The following is a 25,291-nucleotide window of genomic DNA, read 5'->3' on the forward strand; positions in this document are numbered from 1 at the left end:
TGAGCATGAACGGTCCCACGTCCCGGCCCGACCGACTGTCGGCGCTGCCGCCCGAGGTGCGCGAGAAGCTGCTGCGGCGGCTGGCCGGCCGGGGAGCGGCCCCGGACGCGCCCGGAGCGCCCGCCGCCGCGGCGGACGCCGCGATCGGCGCCGGTCCGCGCCCGGAGGAGGTCCCGCTCTCCTCCGGCCAGCAGCGGCTCTGGTTCCTCAGCAGCCTCGCCCCCGAGGGTAGCGAGTACACCAGCGCCTTCGGCCTGCGGCTGACCGGTCCGCTCGACCGGGACGCGCTGGCCCGGGCGGTGGACCTGGTGGTGGAGCGGCACGAGGTGCTGCGCACCAGCTACCGGGTCGAGGGAGACCGGGTGCGCCAGGTCGTCCACCCGGCGGCGTCCGGGGTGCTGCGCCTCGCCGAGCCCGCCGCCGATGCCGGGGAGCCCGATGCCCGGGAGCCCGGTGCCGAGGAGCCCGGTGTTGCGGCCGTCGTACGGGCCGAGCTCGCGACGCCCTTCGACCTCGCGCGGGGTCCGCTGCTGCGTGCCCTGCTGCTGAGGTCCGCGCCGGAGCGGCACGTGCTGCTGATCACCGCCCACCACAGCGTCATCGACGGCTGGTCCTCGGGCGTGCTCTTCGACGAACTCGGCTCGGCGTACGCGGAGTTCGCCGCCGGACGGACGCCGCGCCCGGAGCCGGTCGCGGTCCAGTACGCCGACTACGCGCTCCGGCAGCGCGAGTGGCTGACCGGGCCCGGGGTGAAGGCCGGGCTCGACTACTGGGAGAGCAGGCTGCGCGGCGCCGAGCCGCTCGGCCTGCCCACCGACCGCCCCCGCCCGCCGGTTCGCGACACGGCCGGCGCCGTGCTGCGGCTGGCCGTGCCCGCCGCGACGACCGCGCGGCTCAAGGACCTCGCCCGGCGCGAGGGCACCACGCTGTTCCCGGTGTTGCTGGCCGGCTACCAGCTGCTGCTCGCCCGGCTCTCCGGGCAGCCGGACGTCACCGTCGGCACCGTCACCACCGGCCGCGGCCGGCCCGAACTGGAGCGTGCCGTCGGCTTCTACGCCAACACCGTCGCGCTGCGCACCGCGGTGGACGAGGAGGAGCCGTTCGCGGCGCTGCTCGCCCGGGTGCGGGACGGCGTGCTGGACGGCTTCGAGCACGACCAGGTGCCGTTCGACCGGCTGGTCGAGCTGCTGGAGCCGGTCCGGGACCCGAGCCGCACCCCGGTGTTCCAGACCATGATGGTGCTGCAGAACGCGTTCGGAGCCCCGCTCGCTCTGCCCAAGGTGGCCGTCGAGCAGCTGGAGCTGCCGCGCTGGGAGGCCACCGTCGACCTCGGGCTGGAGTTCGAGGAGCGCGACGGCGAGCTGGACTTCGGCCTGTCGTACAGCACCGCGCTGTTCGACGAGCGGACCGTCCGGGCGCTCGGCGAGCGGCTGGTCGCCCTGTTCGAGGCGGTCGGCGAGCGGCCGGACACTCCGTTGCGCGCGCTGCCGCTGGTCTCCGCCGAGGAGGCGGCCGAGCTGCGCCGCGGCTGGGACGCGGCGGCTGCCACCGCCGACGACGGCCCCGCCACCCTGGTCCGGGCCTTCGAGCGGCAGGCCGCCGCCACCCCCGGCGCGCCCGCCCTGGTGTTCCGGGACGAGCGGCTCGGCTTCGCCGAACTCAACGGCCGGGCCAACCGGTTGGCGAGCCACCTGCGGGCCCTGGGGATCGGCGCGGAGAGCCTGGTGGCACTGGTGCTGCCGCGCTCGACCGACTTCGTGGTCGCGCTCTGGGCGGTGCTCAAGGCCGGCGCGGTGTACGTGCCGATGAACTCCGAGGAGCCCGCCGAGCGGATCGCCGACCTGCTGCGCGGCATCCGGCCCGCGCTGGTGCTCGGCACCGGGGAGCTCGCGGACGCGGTGCCCGCCGAACTGCCCCGGCTGCTGCTGGACGAGCCCGCCGTGGTCGCCGCCGTCGCCGCCCGGGACGGGCACGACGAGCCCGCGGCCGCCCCGGCCCCCGGGGACGCCGCGTACGTCATCCACACCTCGGGCTCCACCGGCCGGCCCAAGGGCGTGGTGGTCGAACACCGCTCGCTGGCCAACCTGTTCGCCCGCCAGCGGGACGATCTGTTCCGGCCCGCAGCGGCCCTGCTCGGCCGCCCGCTGAGGGTCGCGCTGACCACGGTGCCGACCTTCGACGCGTCCTGGAACCCACTGATGGCGGTGGCCGACGGCCACACCCTGCACCTGGTGGACAGCGAGACCCGGCTGAACGCCGACGACCTGGTGGCCTACGCGCGGCGCGAGCAGGTGGACCTGTTCCAGCTCACGCCGTCCTTCGCCCGCCCGGTGCTCGACGCCGGTCTGCTCGCCCCCGCCGCGCCGCACCGGCCCGCCGTGCTGGTGCTCGGCGGGGAGGCGGTCGGCGAGGAGCTGTGGCGCGAGTTGGCCGCGACCCCGGGGCTGACCGCCCACAACTTCTACGGGCCGGCCGAGTGCACCGTCGACACCCTCGCCGCCCGGGTGGACACCGCCCGCGCGCCGGAGCTCGGCCTGCCGGTGCGCGGCACCCGGGCCTACGTGCTGGACGCGCACCTGCGCCCCGTCCCGGTCGGCGTGCGCGGCGAGCTCTACCTGGCCGGTCTGCCGGTCGGGCGCGGCTACCTGCACCGGGCCGCGCTGACCGCCGAGCGCTTCGTCGCCGACCCGTTCGGCCCTGCGGGCACCCGGATGTACCGCACCGGCGACCTGGTCCGCCGCACGCCGGACGGGCGGCTGGAGTTCGCCGGCCGCGGCGACGACCAGGTCAAGATCAACGGCGTCCGGGTGGAGCCGGGCGAGATCGAGGCGGCGCTGCGCTCCCACCCCGCGGTGGACGACTGCGCGGTGGTGCCCCGGGTCGGCCGGGCCGGCGTCCAGCGGCTGGTGGCCTTCGTGGTGCCGAGCGCCGCGGTGCCGGGCGCGGCCGCGCTCCGCGCCCACCTGCACGGCCTGCTGCCGGACTACCTCGTCCCCGCCGCCTTCGCCTTCCTGACGGCGCTGCCGCGCACCGCCGGCGGCAAGACCGACCGCCGGGCCCTGCCGGAGAGCGCCGTGGAGCCGGAGCCGGCCACCGGCTACGTGCCGCCGCGAACCGAGGTCGAACGGGCTCTGGCCGGGATCTGGGCCGAGCTGCTCGGTGCTGACCTGGTCGGCACCGAGGACAACTTCTTCTCCCTCGGCGGCGACTCCATCCTCAGCATCCAGGCCGTATCCCGGGCCCGGGCCGCCGGGTTCCGGCTCCAGTCCAGGGACATCCTGGTCAAGCAGACCATCGCCCGGATCGCCCCCGGCGTCACCACCGCGGCCGACACCGCCCAGCAGTACGAGCACCGGGGACCGGCGCCGCTGGCCCCGATGCAGCACCGGCTGCTGGCCGGCGCGGCCGACATCCCCCGGTTCACCATGTCGCTGCTGCTGGAGCTGGTTCCCGGCACCGACCCGGCCGCACTGGTGCGGGCGCTGGAGGCCCTGGTCGCCCACCACCCGGCGCTGCGCACCCGGTTGCGCCGCGCGGACGGCGGCTGGCTGCAGGAGGCCGCGGCGCACCAGGACGGCCCGCTGCTGAGCCGCCGGGACACCGCCGGCCTGGGCGGGCCGGAGCGCGCGGCGGTGCTGCGCGAGGAGGCGGAGTCGGCCCGCCGCGCCCTCGACCCGGAGCACGGCCCGGTGCTGCGCGCCGTGCTGTTCGACGAGGGTGCCGGGGCCGGCCCCCGGCTGCTGCTGACGGCGCACCACCTGGTGGTCGACGGCGTCTCCTGGCGCATCCTGCTGGACGACCTCGCGACCGGCTACGAGCAGGCCCGGGCCGGCCGACCGGTCGACCTCGGCACCCCGACCACCCCGTTCGCGGCCTGGTCCGCCAGGCTCGCCGAGTACGTCCGCGACGGTGGCCTGGACGTCGAACTCCCGTACTGGCGAAGGATCGCCGAGGAGTCCTTCGAGCTGCTCACCGACGGCACGGGGCCCAATACGGCGGCCTCATCGGAGCGCGCGGACTTCGCCCTCACCGCCGAGGAGACCGAGGCGCTGCTGCGCGACGTCCCGCCGGTCTACCGGACCAGGGTGGACGACGTGCTGCTCACCGCCCTGGCCGGCGCGCTCGCCGAGTGGACCGGCCGCGAGCGGGTGCTGGTCGGCCTGGAGGGGCACGGGCGTGAGGACGTCCTGCCCGGCGCCGACCTCTCCCGCACGGTCGGCTGGTTCACCGCCGTCCACCCGGTCGCGCTGACGGTGGCGGCCGGCGACGGGGTCGCCGCGCGACTGAAGTCGGTGAAGGAGCAACTGCGTGCCGTCCCCGCCAAGGGCTTCGGCCACGGCGCGCTGGCCGCCCACCGGGCGGGCTTCACCCCGGCCGCCGCGCCGGCCGTGACCTTCAACTACCACGGGCAGCTGGACGGCGCCTTCGCCGCCCGCTCCCTCTACCGCGCCCACCTGGGCGACGGCGGGCCGCAGTGGGACGGCGACCACGAGCGGAGCGCGCAGATCGAGGTGGTCGGCGCCGTCTCCGACGGGGTGCTCACGCTGTCCTGGTTCACCTCCCGGGCGTTGCACCGGCCGCAGACCGTCCGGCGGCTCGGCGAGTCGCTGCTGGCGCACCTGCGGGCCGTCATCGCGCACTGCGCCGAGCCCGGCGCCGGCGGCCGCACGCCGTCCGACCACCCGTTGGCCCGGCTCGACCAGGCGGCCCTCGACCGGCTGGTCGGCGACGGCCGGGGCGTGGACGACGTCCTGCCGCTCACCCCGCTGCAGGGCGGCATGCTCTTCCACACCCTGACCGACCCGGACGGCGGCGCCTACGTCGACCAGCTGGCCCTGCGGTTGGAGGGACTGGCCACCGCCGAGGCGCTGGCCGCGGCCTGGCGCGAGGTGTTCCGGCGCACCGACGTGCTGCGCACCACCGTCCGCTGGGAGGGCGTGCCCGAGCCGGTCCAGCTGATCCGCTCGGACCTGGAGCTGCCGGTCGAGCTGCTCGACTGGCGCGGGGACCCCGACCCCGGCCGACGGCTGGACGAGCTGGTCCGGGCCGAGCGCGAGCGCGGCATCGACCTGGCCGCCGGGCCGCTGATGCGGATCGTCCTGGCCCGGGTCGACGACCGGACCGTGCACCAGCTGTGGACGTTCAGCCACCTGCTGCTGGACGGCTGGAGTACCGCCCAGCTGTTCGAGGAGGTGCTGGAGCACTACGTCGCCGCCGTCGAGGGGCGGGCCGCCCTCCCGGTCAGCCGGCCGTCGTTCCGCGAGTACCTGGAGTGGCTGGCCGGGCAGGACCGCGAGGCCGCCGTGGCGCACTGGCGGCAGGTGCTGGCGGGCTTCGCCGAGCCCACCGCGCTGCCGGTGGACCGCCAGCCCGCCGCCGACCACCGCACCCGGGCCGTCGGCTCGCACAAGCTCGCCCTGGACCCGGCGGTCACCGGGGTGCTGGCCGACTGGTGCCGGGAGAACCGGATCACCCTCAACACCCTGATGCAGGGCGCCTGGGCGATCCTGCTGTCGCGGCACGCCGGCGAGCCGGACGTGGTTTTCGGTGCCGTCGTCTCCGGGCGTACCCCCGAGGTGCCGGGGATCGAGAGCGGCATCGGCATGTTCGTCAACACCGTCCCGGTCCGGGCCCGGGTGGCCGGACCGGAGGCGGACGGTGACCTCGGGGTCTGGCTGCGCGCCCTGCAGGCGGCGCAGGCGGAGAGCACCGCGCACGACTACCTGGCCCTCTCCGACATCCGGCGCTGCGCCGAACTGGCCTCCGGGGAGCGGCTGTTCGACAGCGTGGTGGTCTTCGAGAACTACCCGGTCGCCGAGGGCGCCACCGGCCGCGACGGGGTGGGCGTCCAGGTGCTGCGCTCCTCGGACAGCAGCACCGTGCCGCTCACCGTCAGCAGCCACGCCGACACCGCGCTGCGGATCGAACTCACCTACGATCCCGAGCTGTTCGACGCCGCCACCGTGGAGCGGATCGGCGGCCGGCTGCGCACCCTGCTGGAGGGCGTGGCCGCGGACCCGCACCGCGGGCCGGCCGCGCTGCCCTGGCTCACGGAGCGGGAGCGGCACACCCTGCTCGTCGAGTGGAACGACACCGCGCGCCCGCGCCGCACCGAGACGCTGGTCCAGGAGCTGTTCGACGCCCAGGTCGCCGCCCGCCCGGACGAGGTGGCCGTCCTGGAGGCGGACGGCGGGGCTCCGCTGACCTTCCGGGAGCTGGACCGCCGGGCCAACCGGCTCGCCCGTCGACTGGTCGCCGCCGGCGCCCGGCCGGGCGAGCGGGTGGCGCTGCACCTGGAACGCTCCACCGACATGGTGCTCGCCGTGCTCGCCGTGCTGAAGTCCGGCGCCGCCTACGTGCCGCTGGACCCGGCGTACCCGCGCGAGCGGCTGGAGTTCATGCTCGAGGACGCCGAGCCGGCGGTGGTGCTGAGCCACGCCGCGATCGCCGACCGGCTGCCCGGCCACGGCGGTGCCCTGGTCACCGTCGAGTCCGTCGAGTCCGTCGCCGACACCGGCCCGGAGACCCCGCCGGAGGTCGCCGCCGGGCCGGACGACCCGGTGTACGTGGTGTACACCTCCGGCTCCACCGGCCGGCCCAAGGGCGTGGTGGTGACCCACCGGAACCTGCTCCACATCGCCGGCGCCTGGGACGAGCTGTACGACCTGACGGAACGCGGGTTGCGCTTCGTCTCCATCACCAGCCTCTCGGTGGACCTCTTCCTGGCCGACCTGCTCCGCTCGGTCTTCTTCGGCGGTTCGATGCTCGTCGTGCCGACCGACCTGGTCACCGACCCCGCCCGGCTGCTCGCGCTGGTCGAGCGGGTCGGCGGTACCGCGATCGAACTGGTCCCCTCACTTGCCAAGGCACTGGTCGAGGAGGTCGGGGGGCGCGGCGAGCGGCTGCCGGCCTTCCAGGTGATGTCGGTCGGCTCGGAGGGCTGGCGCGTCGACGACTGCCGCGAGCTGCTGGAACACGCCCACCCGGACACCATGGTGGTCAACGCCTACGGGGCGACCGAGGCCACCGTCGACTCCACGGTGTTCGTCCCCACCCCCGAGCGGCTGGCCCGCCTCGCCGCCTACGTGCCGGTCGGCAGCCCGATCGGCAACACCCGGGTGTACGTCCTCGACGAGCGGGGCGAGCCGGTGCCGGTCGGCGTGCCCGGCCACATCCACATCGGCGGTGACGGCGTGAGTGCCGGCTACTGGCGGCGTCCCGAGCTGACCACCGAGCACTTCCTGCCCGACCCGTTCACCCCGGGCGGCCGGCTGTACCGGCCGGGCGACCTGGGCCGCTGGACGGCCGACGGCGTCCTGGAGTTCCTCGGCCGGGCCGACCACCAGGTCAAGATCCGCGGCTTCCGGATCGAGCTCGCCGAGGTCGAGGCGGCGCTCACCGCGCTGGACGACGTGGCCGAGGCGGTCGTGGTAGCCCGCCGCGACCGCGGCCGGGACCGGCTGGTGGCGTACGTGGTGCCCGCCGTGCCCGGCGCCGGGATCGACCCGGCCGGGCTGCGGTCCCGACTGGCCGTCGGCCTCACCGAGGCGATGGTGCCCTCGGCCTTCGTCGGACTGGAGCGCGTCCCCCTGCTGCCCAACGGCAAGACCGACCGCCGGGCGCTGCCCGAGCCGCCCGAGGACCTCGCCCTCGGCGGCGAGTACCTGGCCCCCGAGGGCGCGTCGGAGACCCTGCTGGCCGGGATCTGGGCGGAGGTGCTGGGCGTCGAGCGGATCGGGGCCGAGGACAACTTCTTCGAGCTGGGCGGTGATTCACTGTTGAGCATCCGGGTGGTGTCCCGGCTGCGGCAGCACGTGGACTCCGGGATCTCCCCGCGCGCCCTGTTCAGCGCGCCGACCGTCCGGTCGCTGGCCGCGCTGCTCGCCGCCGAGCGGAAGGCGCCCGCCGACGCGCTGGTGCCGGTCGGCCGGGAAAGTGCCCCGCCGCTCTCCTTCGGCCAGCAACGACTCTGGTTCCTCGGGCAGTTCGGCGGGACCGGCGCCGAGTACAACTCACCGCTGGGCCTGCGGGTGCACGGCCCGTTGGACGCCGACGCGCTGGAACTGGCGCTGGCCGACCTGGTGGACCGGCACGAGTCGCTGCGCACGCTCTTCGGCCAGGTCGACGGCGAGGGGCGGCAGTTGATCGCCCCGGCCGGGAGGCCCTTCGCGCTGGCCCGCACCGACCTGTCCGGCCACCCCGCGCACGAGCGCGAGGGCCGGCTGCGGGAGGCCGTCGGCGCCGACGGCGCCACCCCCTTCGACCTGCGCACCGGGCCGCTGTTCCGGGCCCACCTCGTCCGGCTGGCCGAGGACGAGCACGTGCTGACCCTGGTCCTGCACCACATCGTCACCGATGGCCGCTCGGCCGGCGTGCTGGTCCGCGACCTCGCCGAGCTGTACCGCGTCCGGCGGCACGGCGGTACTGCCGACCTGCCGGAACTCCCCGTCCAGTACGCCGACTTCGCGGCCTGGCAGCGTGCCCGTTGGGAGAGCGCGGGGAGCGGCCTGCTCGACTGGTGGCGGGAGCGGCTGGCAGGCCTGGAGCCGCTGGAGCTGCCCACCGACCGGCCCCGGCCGCCGGTGCGCGGCCGCGAGGGGGCGCAGTTGGAGTTCGCCGTGGACGCGGAGACCGCCAAGCGGCTCAAGCGGATCGCCCAGGACCGCGGCGCGACGCTGTTCACCGTGCTGGTCGCGGCGACCCAGCTGCTGCTCGCGCACTGGTCGGGCCAGGACGACATCGCGGTGGGCACCGTCTCGGCCGGTCGCGACCGGCCCGAACTGGAGCAGGTGGTCGGCTTCTTCGTGGACACCCTGGTGCTGCGCTCCGAGGTGGACTGGGAGGAGGGCTTCGACGGCTTCCTCGGCCGGGTGCGGGAGTCCGTCAACGGCGCCTTCGCCCACGCTGACGTGCCCTTCGACCGGCTGGTCGAGGCGCTGCGGCCGGAGCGCGACCCGAGCCGCACCCCGCTGTTCCAGGCCATGGTGGTCCTGCAGGACGCCCCGGGCGGCCCGGTGCGCCTCGACGGCGCCCACACCGAGGAGTTCGGCCTGCCCACCGGCGGCGCCGCGTTCGACCTCACCTTCCAGTTCCAGGAGACCGACCGCGGCCTGGACGCCGCCCTCCAGTACAGCGTCGGCCTGTTCGACCGGAGCACCGCCCGCCGGATGGCCGACGCCCTGGTCCTGCTGCTCGGCGGCATCTCCGAGCGCCCGTGCGACCCGCTGCGCGAACTCCCCTACGTCCCGGCCGAGGAGCTCGTGCTGGAGCCCCGGCGCTGGCACCGGGAGCCTGACGAGGAAGCCGGCGTGCTCGCCCACGAGCTGGTGGGCCGGCGGGCCGAGGAGCGCCCGCACGCGGTGGCCGTGGTCGCCGACGACGGCACCGAGGTCTCGTACGGTGAACTCGACGCCCGGGCCGGGGACCTGGCCCGCCGCCTGGTCGCCCGGGGCGTCACCCCGGACACCCTGGTCGGCGTGTTCGCCGACCGCGGGGTGGAGATGGTGGTGGCGGCGCTCGCGGTGCTCAAGGCCGGCGGCGGCTACGTGCCGTTGGACCCGCAGTACCCGGCCGACCGGATCGGCGCGATGATCTGCGGCACCGCGGTCCCGCTGCTGCTCACCCAGGCGCACCTGGCCGAGCGGCTCCCCGAGGGGCCGTTCACCGTCCTGCGGATGGATGGGTCGGACGGGTCGGACGGGTCGGACGGGTCGGACGGCGATGCGGCCCCGGCCGGCACCGCGCTGCCCGGCGAGCCGGGCTCCCCGTACCGGGTGGAGGCCGACCACGTCGCGTACGTGGTGCACACCTCCGGTTCCACCGGCCGCCCCAAGGCCGTGGTGATCAGCCACGGCGCGATCGCCCGGACCGCCCGGGTGCTGCGCGAGGCCTGGGACATCACCGCTGACAGCCGGGTGCTGCAGTACGCGCCGGCCAGCTTCGACGGCGGGGTGTGCGACCTGTTCTGCACCCTCACCGCAGGCGGCGCGCTCTGCCTCACCAGTCCGCGCCCCGCACCCGACCCGGCCGGGGAGATCATCCGGACCGGCGCCACCGTCGCGGTGCTGCCCCCGGCGCTGCTGGCGGTGATAGACGCCGAGCGGCTGCGCGGCCGGCTGCCCACCGTCGCCGCCGCCGGCGACGTCTGCCCGCCCGACCTGGTACGCACCTGGTCACAGGGCCGGGAGTTCTTCAACGTGTACGGGCCGAGCGAGGCCACGCTGGTCTCGACCCTGTGGAGCCCGGGCGAGCTGCACGAGGGCGCCCCCGTGCCGGTCGGCACCGAGCTCAACGGCGTCGGCCTGCACATCCTCGACCGCCACCTGCGGCCGGTGCCGGACGGCGTGCCCGGCGAGCTCTACATCGACGGCCCCGGGCTCGGCCGCGGCTACGCCGGACAGCCCGGCCTGACCGCCGGACGGTTCGTCGCCAACCCGTTCGGTGGGCCCGGAAGCCGGATGTACCGCACCGGCGACCTGGTCCGCCGGGTGGCCGGCGGCGAGCTGGAGTTCGTCAGCCGCACCGACACGCAGTTCAAGGTTCGTGGCCACCGGGTCGAGCCCTCCGAGATCGAGGCCGTGCTGCTGCGCGAGCCCGGCGTCGGGGACGCCGCCGTGGTGGTCTTCAAGCCGGAGGGCGGCCGCGAGCTGCTGGCCGCGTACGTGGCCCCGGGCGCCCGGTCGGGCGCCTCCGAGCTCTCGCCCGCGGTGCTCAGGGACGCGGTGGCCCGCGCCCTGCCCGGCTACATGGTGCCGGCCGCCGTCCAGGTGCTCGACCAGCTCCCGGTCGGCACCAACGGCAAGGTGGACCGGCGCCGGCTCCCGGCGCCGACCGGACCGGACACCGCCGTGGCGGCCCGGGTGGCGCCGCGCGGCCGGAAGGAGGAACTGCTCGCCCGGATCTGGGCGCAGACGCTCGGCGTCGAGCGGGTCGGCGTCGAAGACAGCTTCTTCGACCTCGGCGGCGACTCCATCCTCAGCATCCAGGTGGTCGCCCGGGCCCGCCGGGCCGGGCTGCGGCTGGACGCCCAGGACGTCTTCCTGCACCAGACCGTGGCCGAACTCGCCGCCGTCGCCACCGAGGTCGGCGACGGCGCGGCCGAGGGCCGGCCGCCGGCCGTCGGGCCCGTCCCGCTGACCCCGGTGCAGCGTTGGTTCTTCGACACCCACGACCACCCGCACCACTTCAACCAGTCGGTGCTGCTGGAGCTCGGCGCGCCGGCCGACCGCGCGGCGCTCACGGCCGCGCTGGAGACCCTGGTCGAGCACCACGACGCGCTGCGGATGCGTTACACCCGCACCGGCGACGGCTGGGCCCAGGAGAACCCGCCCTACCGGGCCGGCGAGCCGCTGCTGCGGGTGGTGGACACCTCCGCCACCCCCGACGGCGAACTGGGCGCGCTGCTGGACCGGGAGGCCCGCGCCACCCAGGCCGGATTCGACCTGGGCCGCGGCCCACTGCTCGCCGCCGTCCTCTTCGAGTCCGGTGGACGCCGCCGCGACCGACTGTTCCTGACGGTCCACCACCTGGTGGTCGACACCGTGTCCTGGAACATCCTGCTGGACGACCTGGACGCGGCCCACGCCCAGGCGGCGGCCGGTCGGCCGGTCGACCTCGGCCCGCGGAGCACCACCTTCCAGGAGTGGTCCGCCCGCCTGGTCGAGCACGTGCGCTCCGGGGGGCTGGACCACGAGCTCGACCACTGGAACGGGGTCGGCGCCGCCCGGCCGGTGCCCCGCGACCTCGACGGCGTCGCCACCGTGGGCGGCGGCCGGGAGGTGCGGGTGCGGCTCGGCGCCGAAGACTCGGCCCAGCTGGCCGAGCACGCGCCGACCGTCTACCGCACCAAGGTCGAGGAGATCGCGCTCGCCGCGCTCGCCCGGGTGCTGGCCCGCTGGACCGGCGAGGACGAGGTCACCGTCGACCTGGAGGGCCACGGCCGCGAGCGGCTGCTCGACGACGTCGACCTGTCCCGGACGGTCGGCTGGTTCACCGCGGTGCACCCCGTCCGCCTCACCGTGCCCGAGGGCGACGACTGGCGGGCCCTCACCCGCGTCGTGCGGCGGCAGCTGCGTGCCGTCCCCGGCAAGGGCCTGGGCCACGGCCCGCTGCGCCACCTGCACCCGGACACCCCGCTCACCGGGCCGGACCCGGACGTGGTGTTCAACTTCCTCGGCCGGCACCGCAGCGACGGCGGGCCCGGCAGCGGGCTCGTGCACACCGTGCACGGCGCGATCGGCCAGGACCTCGGCCCGGACGACCGGATGGAGCACGTGTTGGAGATCGTCGGCGGGATCCACGACGGACGGTTGGAGTTCACCTGGTACTACTCCCCGGCCGTCCACCACCACGGGACGGTGGAGCGGCTGGCCGCGGAGTTCGCCGACGTGCTGCGCGCGATCGCCGACGAGTGCCGGGAGGTGCGGGGATGAGCGAGCTCGCACCCGCCGCCGACCGCCCGGTGGCCGTCACGGAACCGGAGCTCCCGCTCCGCCGCAACCGGGTCTACCACCTGCTGTGGATCGGCACCACGGCCTCCGAGACCGGTCTCAACGTCTCCACCATCGCCTTCCCGCTGCTCGCCCTCGCCACGACCGGCTCCCCCGGGGTGGCCGGCGCGGTGAGCGCGGTCAACGCGGTGGCCCAGGTGGCCGTCGGGCTGCCGGCCGGTGCGCTGGTGGACCGCTGGGACCGCAAGAAGATCATGGTGGTCTGCGTGCTGGTCCGGGCGGTGATGCTCGGCCTGCTCGCGCTCGCCGCCGCCACCGGGCACGTCACCACCTGGCTGCTGCTGCTCACCGCGGCCGTCGCCGGGGCGGCCACCAGCCTGTTCGACCCGGCCGAGCGGGCCTCGCTGCCACTGGTGGTGACCCGCGGGCAACTGCCCACGGCGCTCTCGGTGAACACCGCGCGGATGCACCTCGGGCAGCTGGTCGGCACCTCGGGCGGCGGGTTCCTGTTCGGCCTGGGGCGGGCCGTTCCATTCCTCGCCGACGCCGTCGCCCACCTGGTGGCCTTCGTGACGCTGCTGTTCGTCCGGCTGCCGAAGCAGGAGCGCAAGCCCTCCCCGATCTCGACCATCCCGCGTGACATCGTGGCCGGCTTCGCCTTCCTGGTGCGCCAGCCGTTCATGCGCTTGACCACCCTGCTGCTGCTCGGCCTCAACCTGCTGTTCCAGGCGCTCTACCTGGTCGTCATCGTGGCCGCCGAGCAGAACGGGGCCTCGCCGGGGAAGGTCGGCACGATGGCCGCGATGTTCGGCGTCGGCGGCCTGATCGGCGCGCTCGCGGCGCCGCGGATCTCCCGCTCGATCACGCCCTACCAGGCCGTGGTCGGGATCATCTGGCTGCTCGCGGTGCTCGTCCCGCTGATGTCCGTCACGAGCGGCGCGCTGGTCTGGGGCGGCTTCCTGGCCGCTATGGCCTTCCTCGCGCCGACCGCGTACACCGTCGTCGGTACGCAGCAGATCCTGCTCACCCCGGACGGCATGCGCGGCCGGCTGAGTTCGGCGACCAACCTGTTCAACGGTGGCGCGCAGGCCGGCGGCGCGGCCCTGGGCGGGCTGCTCTCGCAGTGGCTGAGCGGCACCGAGGCGATGCTCGGCTGCGCCGTCGGCCTGGCGATGCTCGGGCTGGCCGGCGCGGCGGCGGGCTCGCTGCGGCTGCCGTCCGCCGATCAGGTGAGGGACGTCGGTCAACCCGGAGAGGACTGATCGCCCGAACGGGTGAGAGTGCCCCGAGCGTGCCCGGCCGGGCCGCCCGCCCCGTCGCCGACGTCGCGGGCGGCCGGGACGCCGTCCAGCGGCAGGAGGACGGCGACCTGCCAGCCGCCGTTCGCGCAGGCCCCCGCGGCGAGCTCGCCGCCCAGCCCCGCGACCCGCGGACGCAGCTCCCGGATGCCGGTGCCGCCGCCCTCGCGGTCGACCGCCGCCGCGGCGTCCGCCCGGGCGCCGGCCGGAACCGGCTCGTTGTAGATCAGGACCCGCAGGGCGCCGCCGTCGGCCACCCGCTCGGCGGTGACCGTCACCCTGGGCGAGGCGGGGGCGTGCCGGCGGACGTTGGTGAGCGCCTCCATCACCACCCGGTAGCCGACCGCGCCGACCTGCTCCGGCAGGCCGTCCACGGCGCCGGGGGAGAGTTCGAGCCGGGCCGGGATCATCCCGGTGCGCTCGAACCGGTTCATCAGGTCCGGCAGCTCGTCCAGCGAGTGTGGCCGGGCCGCCGCGTTCTCCTCGGGATCGTCCGCCGCCGGCTCCTCCCCGCCCCGGCCCGGCCGGCGGTCCTCCTCCAGCTCGCTGAGGATCCGGATCGTCCGGTCCATCGACTTCAGCGCCTGGATGCCGGCGCTCTCGATCTGCGGGAGCAGCGCCAGCGCCTTCTCCGGCGACTCCTTGGCCAGCATCTGGGCCGCCTGCGCCAGCACCATCACCCCGGTCACGTCGTGCGCGGCGAAGTCGTGCAGATCCCGGGCGACGTGCAGCCGTTGGGCGCGCCGCTCCTCCGTGACCGCCAGCTTGCGCCGGCTGTCCAGTGAGCGCAGGTAGCAGGACGCCCCCACCGCGGCCACCGCGGCCAGGCCCCAGACCACGCAGAGCCCGATGGTCTCGCGCGGCCCGGCCGGCGGGTCGAGGGTCAGCGCGATCCGCAGCGGCAGCAGGGTCACGGTCACCAGCAGGAGCAGCCCCAGCAGGGCGGCGACCGCCGGAGCGGACCCGCGCACCGCGGGCATGACGGTGACCAGCAGGGCGACCGACTCGACCAGGATCCAGAGCCCCGAGGTGTTGTCGGCGGGGCCCTCGTAGCGGAACGTCGCGTACAGCGAGATCGCGCAGGCCACCGGGACGGTCACCAGGTTTCGGGTCCGCGGTTGCCCCGGCAGCCACACGATCAGGACCGCGGCGGCCAGCACTGCCGCCGTCGTCGAGCCCCGGATCAGTGTCGAAACCGGTGAACCCGCCCACACCGCAACCGAGATGGCGACCGCCGCGAGGAACGCCGCGCCAACTGGGCGTCCGATCCTGGCCAGTTGATTTGTCATGTGCTCGGATGCTACCCCGTGCGAGGATCAGCCCATGACGACACGCATCGTGATCGCTGACGACCAGGCAACCGTGCGGGAAGGCTTTCGACACATCCTCGACCTGCAACCGGACATGGAGGTGCTCGCGGTCGCGGGCGACGGTGACGAGGCGCTCGAGATCGCGCGGACGCTGCGGCCGGACGTCCTGCTCGCCGACATCCGGATGCCGCGGATGGACGGGCTGGAGCTGACCCGCCGGCTGGCCGAGGAGAGCCCGGGCGTACGGGTCGTCATCGTCACCACCTTCGACCTCGACGAGTACGTCCACTCGGCGCTGAAGGCGGGCGCGTACGGCTTCCTGCTGAAGCGTTCCGGTGCGCCGCTGCTGATCGAGGCGGTGCGCGCCGCCGTCGAGGGCGACTCGCTGATCAGCCCGCAGATCACCACCCGGCTGCTGCGAAGCCTGGCCGGCCCGAAGCAGAAGAAGGCGCCCAAGATCGAGCAGTTGACGCCGCGTGAGCTAGAGGTCGCGCGGCTGGTCGCGGACGGCCTGACCAACGCCGACATCGCGGAGGCGCTGTTCATCTCGGCCGGCACGGTGAAGACCCACATGACCCACGTGCAGCGGAAGCTGAAGGTGAACAACCGGGTCGGCATCGCGGCCTGGGTCTGGGACTCGGGCGCCCGCCACGGTTGAACCGGCCGCTCGCGGGCCGGCGGAGGCGGGCGGGGTGGGGCGGGTTACTGGTCGAGGTAGGCGAGGACGGCGAGGACGCGGCGGTTGTCGCCGTCGGTGGGGAGGAGGCCGAGCTTGGTGAAGATGTTGCTGATGTGCTTGGCGACGGCCTTCTCGGTGATGAAGAGGCCCTGGGCGATGCCGGCGTTGGAGCGGCCCTGGGCGAGCCATTCGAGGACTTCGCGTTCGCGGTCGGTGAGGCTGCCGACGTTCTCGTCGCGTTCCTTGCGGACGAGGAGCTGGGAGATGACGTCGGGGTCCATCGCGGTGCCGCCGTCGGCGACGCGGCGGATCGAGTCGAGGAACTGGGAGCCGTTGGTGACGCGGTCCTTGAGCATGTAGCCGACGCCGCGGCCGCCGCTGGCGAGGAGTTCGCGGGCGTAGAGCGGTTCGACGTACTGGGAGAGGAGCAGGACCGGGAGGTCGGGCATGGTGCGGCGGGCGGTGAGGACGGCCCGCAGGCCCTCGTCGGTGAAGTTCGGCGGAAGCCGGACGTCGACGACCGCGACGTCCGGCTGCTGCTCGGTGAGGGCCGCGAGGAGGTCGGCGCCGTTGTCGACGGCGGCCACCACCTCGTGTCCGTAGGCCTGGAGGAGGCGGATCAGGCCGTCCCTCAGGAGGAAGTGATCTTCGGCGAGGACAATACGCACGGAAGCTCCATCGTCACCATGGTCGGGCCGTTGACGGGGCTGTTCACGGCCAGGACTCCGTCGAACGTGCTGAGTCGTCGCTCGATGCCGCGCAGGCCGGTGCCCCGGGTGGCGTCGGCGCCGCCGCGGCCGCTGTCGGTCACGGTGATGCGCAGCATGCCGTGATCGTAACGGATGTCGATCCAGGCCCGGTCGGCGCCGGAGTGCTTGGCGACGTTGGTGAGGATCTCCGAGATCGCGAAGTAGGCGGCGGACTCGACGGGCATCTCGGGGCGTCCGGGCAGGTCCACGACGACCTCGGTGGGGACCGGGCAGACCATGGCCAGCGCCCGCACCGCGTCGGCGAGTCCGCGGTCGGCGAGGACCGGCGGGTGGATGCCGCGGACCAGGTTGCGGATCTCCTCCAGGGCCTTGGAGGAGGACTGGCGGGCCTCGATGAGCAGGGCCCGGACGGCCTCCGGGTTGGTCTCCAGCAGGTGTTCGGCGGCGTCCAGGGTCATGCCCATCGCGACCAGGCGGGCCTGGGCGCCGTCGTGCAGGTCGCGTTCGATCCGCCGGATCTCGGCCATCTGCGTGTCGACGGCGGTGCTGCGGGTGGTGGTGAGGTGCTCGATCCGGCTGGCCATCAGTTCCTGCTCGCTGGGGGCGAGCATGGAGTGGGTGTACCGGGCGTGCTTGCGGATGGCGCGGGGGGCCATCCACAGGGCCAGCGGCAGTTGCAGGACGCCGAGGACGCCGGCCAGCACCGCGGTGGCCTGGCCGTCGATCGGGATGAACTGGTACCAGAGGCCGTCCCACTGGGTCGACAGCGGGACGCCGAAGAAGGCCAGGAAGATGCCCCAGAAGCCGCTGAGCAGGACGGCGATCGGCATGAAGGCGAGGAAGCCGCCGACGATCGGGTCGGTGAGCACCCAGGTGAACTCCCGCTTGGTCTGCGGGTCGCTCATGATCCAGCGGTAGCGGGCGACGGCTCCCGAGGCGCCCTCGGGGGCGGCCGGCAGGCCGCTGGGCGGGCCGGGGATCTGCACGCCGGACCAGCGCTCGGACAGGCCGCGCTGGCGGGCGGCCAGTGCCCGGACGCGCTCCATGGCCCGCGGCACCAGGCCGAGGCCGGGGCCGACCAGGGAGATCGCGCCGGTGACCCCGAGCGAGCGCCCGAAGGCCGCGACGGACATCCAGCAGAGGGCCAGTGCCCGCCGCAGTCCGGTGAATCCGGCGGGGACGGAGAATCCCCTGATCTCGACCGCCGAGGGGCTTCCCCCGAGCTTCATCGTGCGGTCCATGGCCCGCTCCTCTCTGGTGCCGTTCGCTGTGCCCCGGCCGTGGTGGCCGTGTGACCATTCTGGCGGGGGCGGCGCGGCGAAATCGGTAGTAATAACCCCCCTCTTGCGCGACCGGAGGGGGAGGTTCTTCTACCTGGCGGCGGCGGTGACGTCGGCGGGCGGGCTCAGAAGCCGTCCGATGCGCCCTCGGCGGTGTCGGGGGCGGCGACGAAGAGGGACAGGGTGTCCGCCACGCAGGCCGCGTGCTGCTGGCCCTCGACCTCCACCGTCATCCGGACCGCGGCCAGGTGACCCATCGGGGTCTCGCGGACGCTGGTGACCTTGGCGCCGCCGCGGACCCGGGCGCCGACCGGGATCGGGCGGGGGAAGCGGACCTTGTCCAGACCGAAGTTGACGCCCAGTTCGACGTTGTGGATCTCGAAGATCGCGCGCATCATCGCGGGCAGCAGGCCGAGCGTCATGTAGCCGTGGACGATGGTCCCGCCGAACGGGCCGGTGGCGGCGCGCTCCGGGTCCACGTGGATCCACTGGAGGTCGCCGGTGGCGTCGGCGAACTGGTCGACGCTGTGCTGGGTGACGTCGAGCCATTCGCTGTAGCCGAGGTGCTCCCCGGTCGCCCCGGTGAACTCGGCCAGGTTGGCAAAGGATCTCATGCGGGTGATTCTGGGCGGCCGTCCATGGCGCGGACAAGGCGTCGGGGGGCCGGGGGGCCGTTCGGTCAGCGCGGTGTCAGTTGGCCGTCAGTGGAGGGGGCGGGGCGGCGGGAAAGGCCGGAGGCCCGCCGGCGCCGGGAGCGCGGGCGGGCCTCCGGGACGGGGCGGGGAGGGCTCAGCCGTAGCGCTTGAGCTCGTGGAAGAAGTCCGGGACGGTGTGCAGCTGTCCGGCCGCGAGGACGCGGTCGTAGACGTGCTTGGCGACGGCCATGTCGAGCACGCCGAGGCCGAACGGGGAGAAGACCACCGGCCGGTCGGACGGCGGGGTGATCGTGCCGGTGAGCACGTCGTAGAGCGTGCCGGCGACGAACTCGCGGTGGCCGACGAGCTGTTCGGCCAGGTGCGGCGAGGTGCCGGCCTTCATGCAGTGCTCGATGTCGTCGACGACGTTCCACGAGTCGAGGACGATCTCGGGGGAGAGGTCGCGCAGCGAGACGTGCAGCACCAGTGGGTTGTGCGAGAACCACTGCGGGTCCGTCACGTGCGGCTCGCCGGCGACGGTGGCGAAGACCACCAGGTCGCTGGAGCGGATCAGGTCCTCGGCCTTGTCGTGGACGGTGATCTCCACGCCCTCGCCCTCGGCCCGGCGCAGGTAGTCGGAGAAGCCCTCGGCGTGTTCGGCGGACAGGTCGTGGACGCCGGCCGCGGTGAAGTCGAAGCCGTTGGCGGCGAGGTAGGTGTGCACGTAGCGGGCGATCAGGCCGACGCCGAAGAAGCCGACCCGGGTCGGGCGCTCGCCGCGGGCGTCGGCGAGCCGGGCCGCCGCGAGGGCCGCGGAGGCGGCGGTGCGCGCCGCGCTGATGATCGAGCTCTCCAGGCAGGCGAACGGGTAGCCGGTCTCGGCGTCGTTGAGGATCAGGACGGCCGAGGCGCGCGGCAGGCCGGCCGCCACGTTGTCCGGGAAGCTGGAGATCCACTTGATGCCGTGCACGCCGACCTCGCCCTTGACCGAGGCCGGCAGCGCGATGATCCGGGAGGACGGGCGGTCGGGGAAGCGCAGGAAGTACGAGTCCGGGTTGACCGTCTGCCCCTCGCCGTGCAGCCGGTACGCGGCCTCGACCGTGGCGACGACCTCGTCCTCGTGCCCGTTGAGGGCCTCGTGCACCTGGGCGCCGGAGACCACGGCGAAGGGAGGTACCTGATTCATGGGAACAGTGCTCCTGGTCGGAGGGGTGAGGATCGGAGGGGTGAGGATCGGAGGGTGAGGAAACGGAGGGGGAGGGGTCAGCCGATGCGGGCCAGGCCCTTGGCACGCTGCCGCGCCCGCCCGCGCGAGACCACCAGCGGGTCCCAGTCCGGGCCGCGTTCGGGCAGCCGGGAGGGGTCGCCGAGCACCGCGCCGCCGAACACCTCGCGCAGCAGCGCGCGGCCGATGATGTCGGAGGCGGCGGCCATGCCGCTGTTCGCGACCGCGGCGATGCCGCTGCCGTAGCGCACGCTCTGGCCGACCACGTACAGGCCCTCGACCTCGGTGCGCACGTCCGGCCGCTGGCTGGAGCCGCCCCAGCTGGCCATGCCGTACGGGGTGCCGCCGGTGGCCCGGATGTAGCGCTCGTGGGTGAGCGGGGTGGCCGTCTCCAGGTGGGTGACGCGCTCCCGGAACGGGCCGATGACCTTCTCGGCGGTGGCCAGCATGACCTCGGTGAGCTGCTGCTTGCGGGCGAGGTAGGCGGCGTTGCGGCGGTAGGGCTCGCCGTCGGCCGGGCCGCTCTCCAGGCCCCAGAACCCGTAGCCGGGCGGCAGGCCCGTCATGAGCTGGAAGTTGCTGTGGCCGGGCGGGCAGACGGCGGCGGCGCCCGGGTCCTTGAGGGAGGCGAAGGAGAAGGTGAGCGCCGGCACCGAGTCCATCGAGCCGTCCCGCGCGTACCGCTCCAGCATGGCGGCGTGCGCGCCCTCCATGTCGTCGCTGTCGTGCCACCAGAGGTTGGCGTTGGGCAGGCCCGGCAGTTCGGTGTCGAGCCCGATGTACACCGAGACGAAGGAGCCGCGCATGGTCGCCGCGCGGGTGCGGGCCACCACCTCGGAGGGGAAGGCGTCCTCGCCGCCGCACAGGTCGAGGACGGTGCGCCGGTAGTCCGCGTTGGAGATGACCAGCGGGGCCGAGACCCGCTGCCCGTCGGTGAGTTCGACGCCGGTGGCGCGCCCGTTCTCGATCAGGATGCGGCGGACGTCGCAGCGGGTGCGCAGTTCGCCGCCGTGCGCCTCCAGCGCCTCGACGAACGCGGCGACCATCGCCTGGCCGCCGCCCTCGGGGTAGTACGCGCCGCGCAGGTAGTGGTCCATCATCGAGGCGTGGTGGGCCAGGCTGATGCCGTCGGGCATGGTGCCGTAGTTGCCGGCCTGTGCCGCGAGCAGCGTGCGCGCCTTGGCGGAGAGGCCGAAGTGGCCCAGGGCGTCGGCGAAGGTGCGGCGGGACCAGCGCATGGTCTGCGGGGACTTGCGGAACAGGTCGACCAGGGAGACGCCGTTCAGGCCGGCGCGGGTCGAGCCGGCCACGTTCTCGGCGAGTTCGAGGAAGCCGGCGATCCGGTCGGCCTCTTCGGGCAGGGCCTGCCGCAGCCGGTCGCGGTAGGCGTCCCAGCCGGCCGGCACGTCGACGGTCGCGGTGGGCGTGATGATCCGGTCGAAGCCCTGCTCGTTGTCCATCGGCCGGAACCGCACCCGGTCCAGGACGCCGAGGCCGGCCAGGATCGCCGGGAAGTGCCCGTCGGGGCCGCAGTCGCCGAGGTAGTGCGTGCCGACGTCGAACTCGTACTTGCGCCGGCGGCGGAACACGTGCGCGTTGCCGCCGGCGATGTCGTGCTGTTCGAGGACGAGGACGCTGCGCCCGTCGGCCGCCAGGTAGCCGGCGGTGGTCAGGCCGCCGATGCCGCTGCCGACGACGATCGCGTCGTAGTGGTCGCGCAGTCCCTGGGCCCCCTGCATGCGTGCTCCCATCAGAACGTGCCGCCGCCGTGGATCTCGAAGACCGACCCGCTGATGTAGGCGGCGCGGTCGGAGAGCAGGAAGGAGACCAGGTCGGCCACCTCCTCGGGCTTGCCGGCCCGGCCGAGGGCGACGTTCTTCAGCATCCGCTCGACCGCGGCGTCGGACATGTCGCCGACCATGTCGGTGGCGATCAGGCCCGGCGCGACCACGTTGGCGCGCACGCCGCGCGGGCCGCACTCCTTGGCGAGGGACTTGGTGAAGCCGATGATGCCGGCCTTGGACGCGGCGTAGTTGGCCTGGCCGAGGTTGCCGTAGATGCCGGACACCGAGGACAGGTTGACGATCGATCCGCTGCGGCGCTTGCTCATCGCGAAGGCGGCGGCGCGGCACACGTGGTACACGCCGTCCAGGTTGGTGCGCAGGACCTGGTTCCAGTCGTCCTCCGGCATCAGGATGACCGGGCGGTCCCGGGTGATGCCGGCCGAGGTGACGGCGGCGTCCACCGGGCCGACCTCGCGCTCGGTGCGGTTGTACCAGTCGCGGACCTGCTCCGGGTCGGCCACGTCGCACTGGGTGGCCGTGATCCGGGTGCCGAACTCGCCTGCCTGCTTGGCGAGTTGCTCGGCTGCCTCGGCGTTGGAGCGGTAGCAGAAGGCGACGTCGTAGCCGTCCTGGGCCAGGCGCAGCACGATGGCCTTGCCGATGCCCCGGGACCCGCCGCTGACCAGGGCGATCACGCGTGCTCCCCGAAGAGTCTCAGGACGGCGCAGCCCACCGCGCCGTCACGGTCGACGGCGGACACCAGGGCGATCCGGCCCCGGGCCGCCGGGTCGGTCCCGGCCACGCCGAGCACCGCCTGGATCTGGAAGGACGCGGAGGCCGCGCCGGTGTCGCCGAGCAGTTCCATGGACGGGACCCGGCCCAGTGCCTCGGCCGGCAGCAGCGCGGCGAGCGCGTCGTACTCGGCCCGGCCGGCCGCGGTGGGCGCGGCGCACGGGACGGCGGCCCAGACCTCGTCGGCGGTGACGCCGGCGCGGGCCAGGGCGCGCTGCACGCACGCGGTGACGGCGGCCTTCGGGTCGTCGTCGATGTCGACGCGGGTCTCCACCGCGAGCACCGCGGCGAGCGCCGGGCGCTGGGCGGTGCCGGCGTGCTCGACCACGAACAGGCCGCAGCCCTCGCCGAGCAGCGGCGTGGAGTCGCCGGCCGCGACGGCGGTGTGCTCGATCCAGGCGTGCGCGGCGGAGAACTCCTCGGCGGAGCCGACCAGGTACTTGGTCGCCCGGCCCTGGCCCATCAGGCGCCGCGCGTAGTTGAGGGCGAGCAGGCCGCTGACCCGGCCGCCGGCGACGGTGGTGTTGGGGCCCTTGAGGTCGTGCCGGATGGCGGTGGCGCCGGCGGCGTGGTTGAGGCTGCCGAAGGGGATGCGGCCGGCGTCGACGTGGAAGGGCAGCGCGTTGGTGTAGGACTGCTTGAGGAAGTTGGTGACGTTCTCCAGGCTGCCCATCGAGATGCCGAGGACCACACCGGTGCGGTCGTCGGTCTCCACCACCCGGTTGCCGTCGGCGTCCTTGAGCAGGCCGTCGGAGGCGACCAGGGCCAGCGCGGTGAGCCGGTCCATCTTGGCGGTGCCGGTGGGGCCGAGCAGGCCCTTGATGTCGAAGCCGGGCACCAGGCAGACGTCGGGCGACGGCAGCGTGCCGAGCGCGGCGTCCGCCTTGACGGCGGTCTTGGCGCCGGCGCGCACGCCGGACGCGAAGTCCTGGCGGGTCAGGCCGTACGGCGACACGGCCGACCAGCCGGTGATGACGAGTGTCTCCGGCGGCAGGGCCGCCGGGGTGGCTGCGGTGGTCATCGTCAGACTCGCTCTCCGTACGTGCCCAGAATCAGGATGGCGTTGTTGCCGGCGAAGGCGCTGGAGTTGTTCTCCACGATCCGGACCTCCGCGTCGACGGCCTGGTTGGGCACGACGTCCAGCGGGCAGTCGGGGTCGGTCTCCACGTGGTTGATGGTCGGCGGGATGAACTGGTGCTCGATGGCGAGGCTGCAGGCGATCGCGCCGAGCGCGCTGGCCGCGCCCATCGAGTGGCCGAGCATCGACTTCACCGCGACGGTGCGCGGCGGTGCGTCGCCGTACACGTCGACGATGGCGGCCGACTCGGTCTTGTCGTTGGCCTTGGTGCCGGTGCCGTGCGCGGAGATGAAGTCGATCTCGTCCCGCTCGACCCCGGCGTCGTCCAGGGCGAGCCGGATGCCGCGCGCGATGCCGTCGCGGTTCGGCGCGGTCGGGTGGGCGGCGTCGCAGCTGAGGCCGTACCCGAGCACCTCGGCGTAGATGTGCGCGCCGCGGGCGAGGGCGGACTCCAGGCTCTCCAGGACGAGGATGCCCGCGCCCTCGCCGGTCAGGATGCCCTGGCGGTTCCTGTCGAACGGGCGGACCACGTCCGGGGTGAGCGCGCCGAAGCGCTTGAACAGCGCGAAGGCCTTGCGGCAGACGGCGTCGGCGCCGCCGCACAGCGCGATGTCGACCTCGCCGGAGCGGATCGCGTCCAGTCCGTAGCCGATCGAGTAGTTGCCCGCCGCGCAGGCGGTGGTGATGGTGGTCGGCTCCACGTTCGGCATCCGCAGCTCGCGGGCGATGACGGTGGTGAGCCGGCCGGCGTTGATCCGGCGGGACAGTACCGGGTCCATGGCCTCAGGGTCCCCGGCCGCGAGCTCCTGCTCGACCAGCACGCCGATGTCGTGCCCCTCGCCGTCGGTGGTGCCGACGCTGATGACGGCCTGGCGCTCGCCGAGGTCGGCCTCGGTGAGCCCGGCGTCCTCCACGGCCATCCGGGCGGCGGCGACGGCGAACTGCCCGGCGCGGCCCATGTCGTCGAGGGGGACGTTGCGGATCCAGCGCTCCGGCTCGAAGTCGGGGACCTCGCAGGCGATGTTCTGGCCGAACCCCTCGGTGTCGAACCGGGTGATCGGCCGCGCACCGGAGCGGCCGGCCCGCAGCCCCGCGGTGTACTCCTCGACACCCGTGCCGATGCTGGAGATCGCCCCGAGGCCGGTGAGGACGACCCGGCGGCGGTCGGCCGGCACGCCGGCGCGGGGTGCCGCTGGTGACTGTGCGGTGGACATGGGACTCCTTAAGCAGTGGGATGCCTGCGGGCGGGGGTTCCGGTCCCGGAACCCGCCCCGATCACCAGCCGGCGGCCGTCGCGGTCACCTGGTACGTGGCCTCCACGTTCACCATCTTCGGCAGCTCGTTCATGTCGATGACGATGGAGTACTCCATCTCCAGGGCGCTGAGCACGTCGATGAGCTTCAGCGAGTCGGCGCCCAGCTCGTCGACGAACAGCGCGGTGTCGGCGAACTCGGTGTGCACGTCGATGTTCTCGGCGATGATCTCGCGGATCCGGGTGAGACGCTCCGGCGCTACCGTCGTCATGCTCGTTTTCCTCCGTTTTCGCGGGCGCCCTGTGGGGGTGCCCTGGGGTGCCCGGAAACCGGGCCTCTGGGCAGCAAATTAGTCAGGCCCGATGACGGGTCGATGACGTCCAACTGACCGCTCACTGACGGGTCCTGGCGGGGTGTCGCGTGCCTGGTGGGGAGGGGTGTCGGGGACAAAACGGCCGCCCGCCGCACCGTCGGGCGAAGGCCCTGGGGGTGCGGCGGGCGGCGGGGTCGGAGCCGTCCGGCGGCGTTCTTCCGGATTCCGGGCGCGGGCCCGGCCGGTCAGCCCTGCTGCTGGAGGCTGAGCGGGCGCATGTCCGTCCAGCTGCCCTCGATGTGGGCGACGGCGGTGGCCCGGTCGGTGGCCTCCAGGGTCACCGACCAGCCCTCCGGGACGGCGGCGAAGGACGGCCACAGGGAGTGCTGCCCCTCCGCGTTGACGAGGACGAGGAAGGTGCCGTCTTCGCGGTCAAAGGGGTTCGCCATGACTGTTCTCCAGGTCTCGGGATCTCGGGACGTGCC

At 74.2% G+C, this 25,291-nt stretch carries 14 protein-coding genes; 3 read left to right on the plus strand and 11 right to left on the minus strand.

Translation table 11 applies throughout. From position 1 onward, the window contains the following. Nucleotides 1-5: 5 nt before the first annotated feature. Together AC07AL_RS10560 and AC07AL_RS10565 are read left to right on the plus strand one after the other, a co-directional pair. A complete protein-coding gene (locus tag AC07AL_RS10560; protein WP_478317322.1) occupies nt 6-12,431 on the plus strand; it encodes an amino acid adenylation domain-containing protein in 12,426 nt (4,141 codons plus the stop codon). Next, a complete protein-coding gene (locus AC07AL_RS10565; protein ID WP_478317323.1) occupies nt 12,428-13,711 on the plus strand; it encodes an MFS transporter in 1,284 nt (427 codons plus the stop codon). The genes AC07AL_RS10560 and AC07AL_RS10565 overlap by 4 nt, the downstream gene beginning before the upstream one ends. Here AC07AL_RS10565 and AC07AL_RS10570 read toward each other — a convergent pair. Beyond that, nucleotides 13,693-15,036, minus strand: a complete 1,344-nt coding sequence (locus tag AC07AL_RS10570; RefSeq protein WP_478317324.1) for a sensor histidine kinase — start codon at nt 15,034-15,036, stop codon at nt 13,693-13,695. The genes AC07AL_RS10565 and AC07AL_RS10570 overlap by 19 nt on opposite strands. Nucleotides 15,037-15,070: 34 nt before the next feature. On the opposite strand from AC07AL_RS10570, the gene AC07AL_RS10575 reads away from it, so the two are divergent. Next, a complete protein-coding gene (locus AC07AL_RS10575) occupies nt 15,071-15,715 on the plus strand; it encodes a response regulator (RefSeq protein WP_478317325.1) in 645 nt (214 codons plus the stop codon). Nucleotides 15,716-15,759: 44 nt separating this feature from the next. On the opposite strand, the gene AC07AL_RS10580 is transcribed toward AC07AL_RS10575, so the two are convergent. The 10 genes from AC07AL_RS10580 to AC07AL_RS10625 all read right to left on the minus strand — a co-directional run bounded on the left by AC07AL_RS10580 (nt 15,760) and on the right by AC07AL_RS10625 (nt 25,255). Next, complete coding sequence (locus AC07AL_RS10580) at nt 15,760-16,404, minus strand: LuxR C-terminal-related transcriptional regulator (protein ID WP_063348719.1); 645 nt, start codon at nt 16,402-16,404, stop codon at nt 15,760-15,762. After that, nucleotides 16,368-17,687 (minus strand): sensor histidine kinase, encoded by a 1,320-nt coding sequence (locus tag AC07AL_RS10585; RefSeq protein WP_363587394.1) that lies wholly within the window; start codon nt 17,685-17,687, stop codon nt 16,368-16,370. Before AC07AL_RS10585 ends, AC07AL_RS10580 begins: the two co-directional genes overlap by 37 nt. Before the next feature lie 164 nt (nt 17,688-17,851). After that, the gene (locus AC07AL_RS10590; protein WP_387808023.1) at nt 17,852-18,340 is read right to left on the minus strand and encodes a MaoC family dehydratase; all 489 of its coding nucleotides are present in this window, start codon (nt 18,338-18,340) and stop codon (nt 17,852-17,854) included. A 175-nt stretch (nt 18,341-18,515) separates the two neighbouring features. Beyond that, nucleotides 18,516-19,547 carry a 2,3-diaminopropionate biosynthesis protein SbnB gene (sbnB, locus tag AC07AL_RS10595; protein WP_363623139.1) on the minus strand — a complete coding sequence of 344 codons (1,032 nt, stop codon included), beginning with the start codon at nt 19,545-19,547 and terminating at the stop codon, nt 18,516-18,518. A 77-nt stretch (nt 19,548-19,624) separates the two neighbouring features. Next, a complete protein-coding gene (locus AC07AL_RS10600) occupies nt 19,625-21,325 on the minus strand; it encodes a phytoene desaturase family protein (RefSeq protein ID WP_363587388.1) in 1,701 nt (566 codons plus the stop codon). Between the two features lie 11 nt (nt 21,326-21,336). After that, nucleotides 21,337-22,065 carry a 3-oxoacyl-ACP reductase FabG gene (fabG, locus tag AC07AL_RS10605; RefSeq protein ID WP_400803867.1) on the minus strand — a complete coding sequence of 243 codons (729 nt, stop codon included), beginning with the start codon at nt 22,063-22,065 and terminating at the stop codon, nt 21,337-21,339. Then, nucleotides 22,062-23,183 carry a beta-ketoacyl synthase N-terminal-like domain-containing protein gene (locus AC07AL_RS10610; protein ID WP_363587384.1) on the minus strand — a complete coding sequence of 374 codons (1,122 nt, stop codon included), beginning with the start codon at nt 23,181-23,183 and terminating at the stop codon, nt 22,062-22,064. Before AC07AL_RS10610 ends, fabG begins: the two co-directional genes overlap by 4 nt. Nucleotides 23,184-23,185: 2 nt before the next feature. Continuing rightward, the gene (locus AC07AL_RS10615; protein WP_478317326.1) at nt 23,186-24,454 is read right to left on the minus strand and encodes a beta-ketoacyl-[acyl-carrier-protein] synthase family protein; all 1,269 of its coding nucleotides are present in this window, start codon (nt 24,452-24,454) and stop codon (nt 23,186-23,188) included. A gap of 61 nt (nt 24,455-24,515) precedes the next feature. Then, a complete protein-coding gene (locus AC07AL_RS10620) occupies nt 24,516-24,764 on the minus strand; it encodes an acyl carrier protein (protein WP_063348726.1) in 249 nt (82 codons plus the stop codon). A gap of 287 nt (nt 24,765-25,051) precedes the next feature. Further along, complete coding sequence (locus tag AC07AL_RS10625; protein WP_350882087.1) at nt 25,052-25,255, minus strand: MbtH family protein; 204 nt, start codon at nt 25,253-25,255, stop codon at nt 25,052-25,054. Nucleotides 25,256-25,291 lie beyond the last annotated feature (36 nt).

This window comes from Kitasatospora sp. NPDC043949, assembly GCF_056435365.1.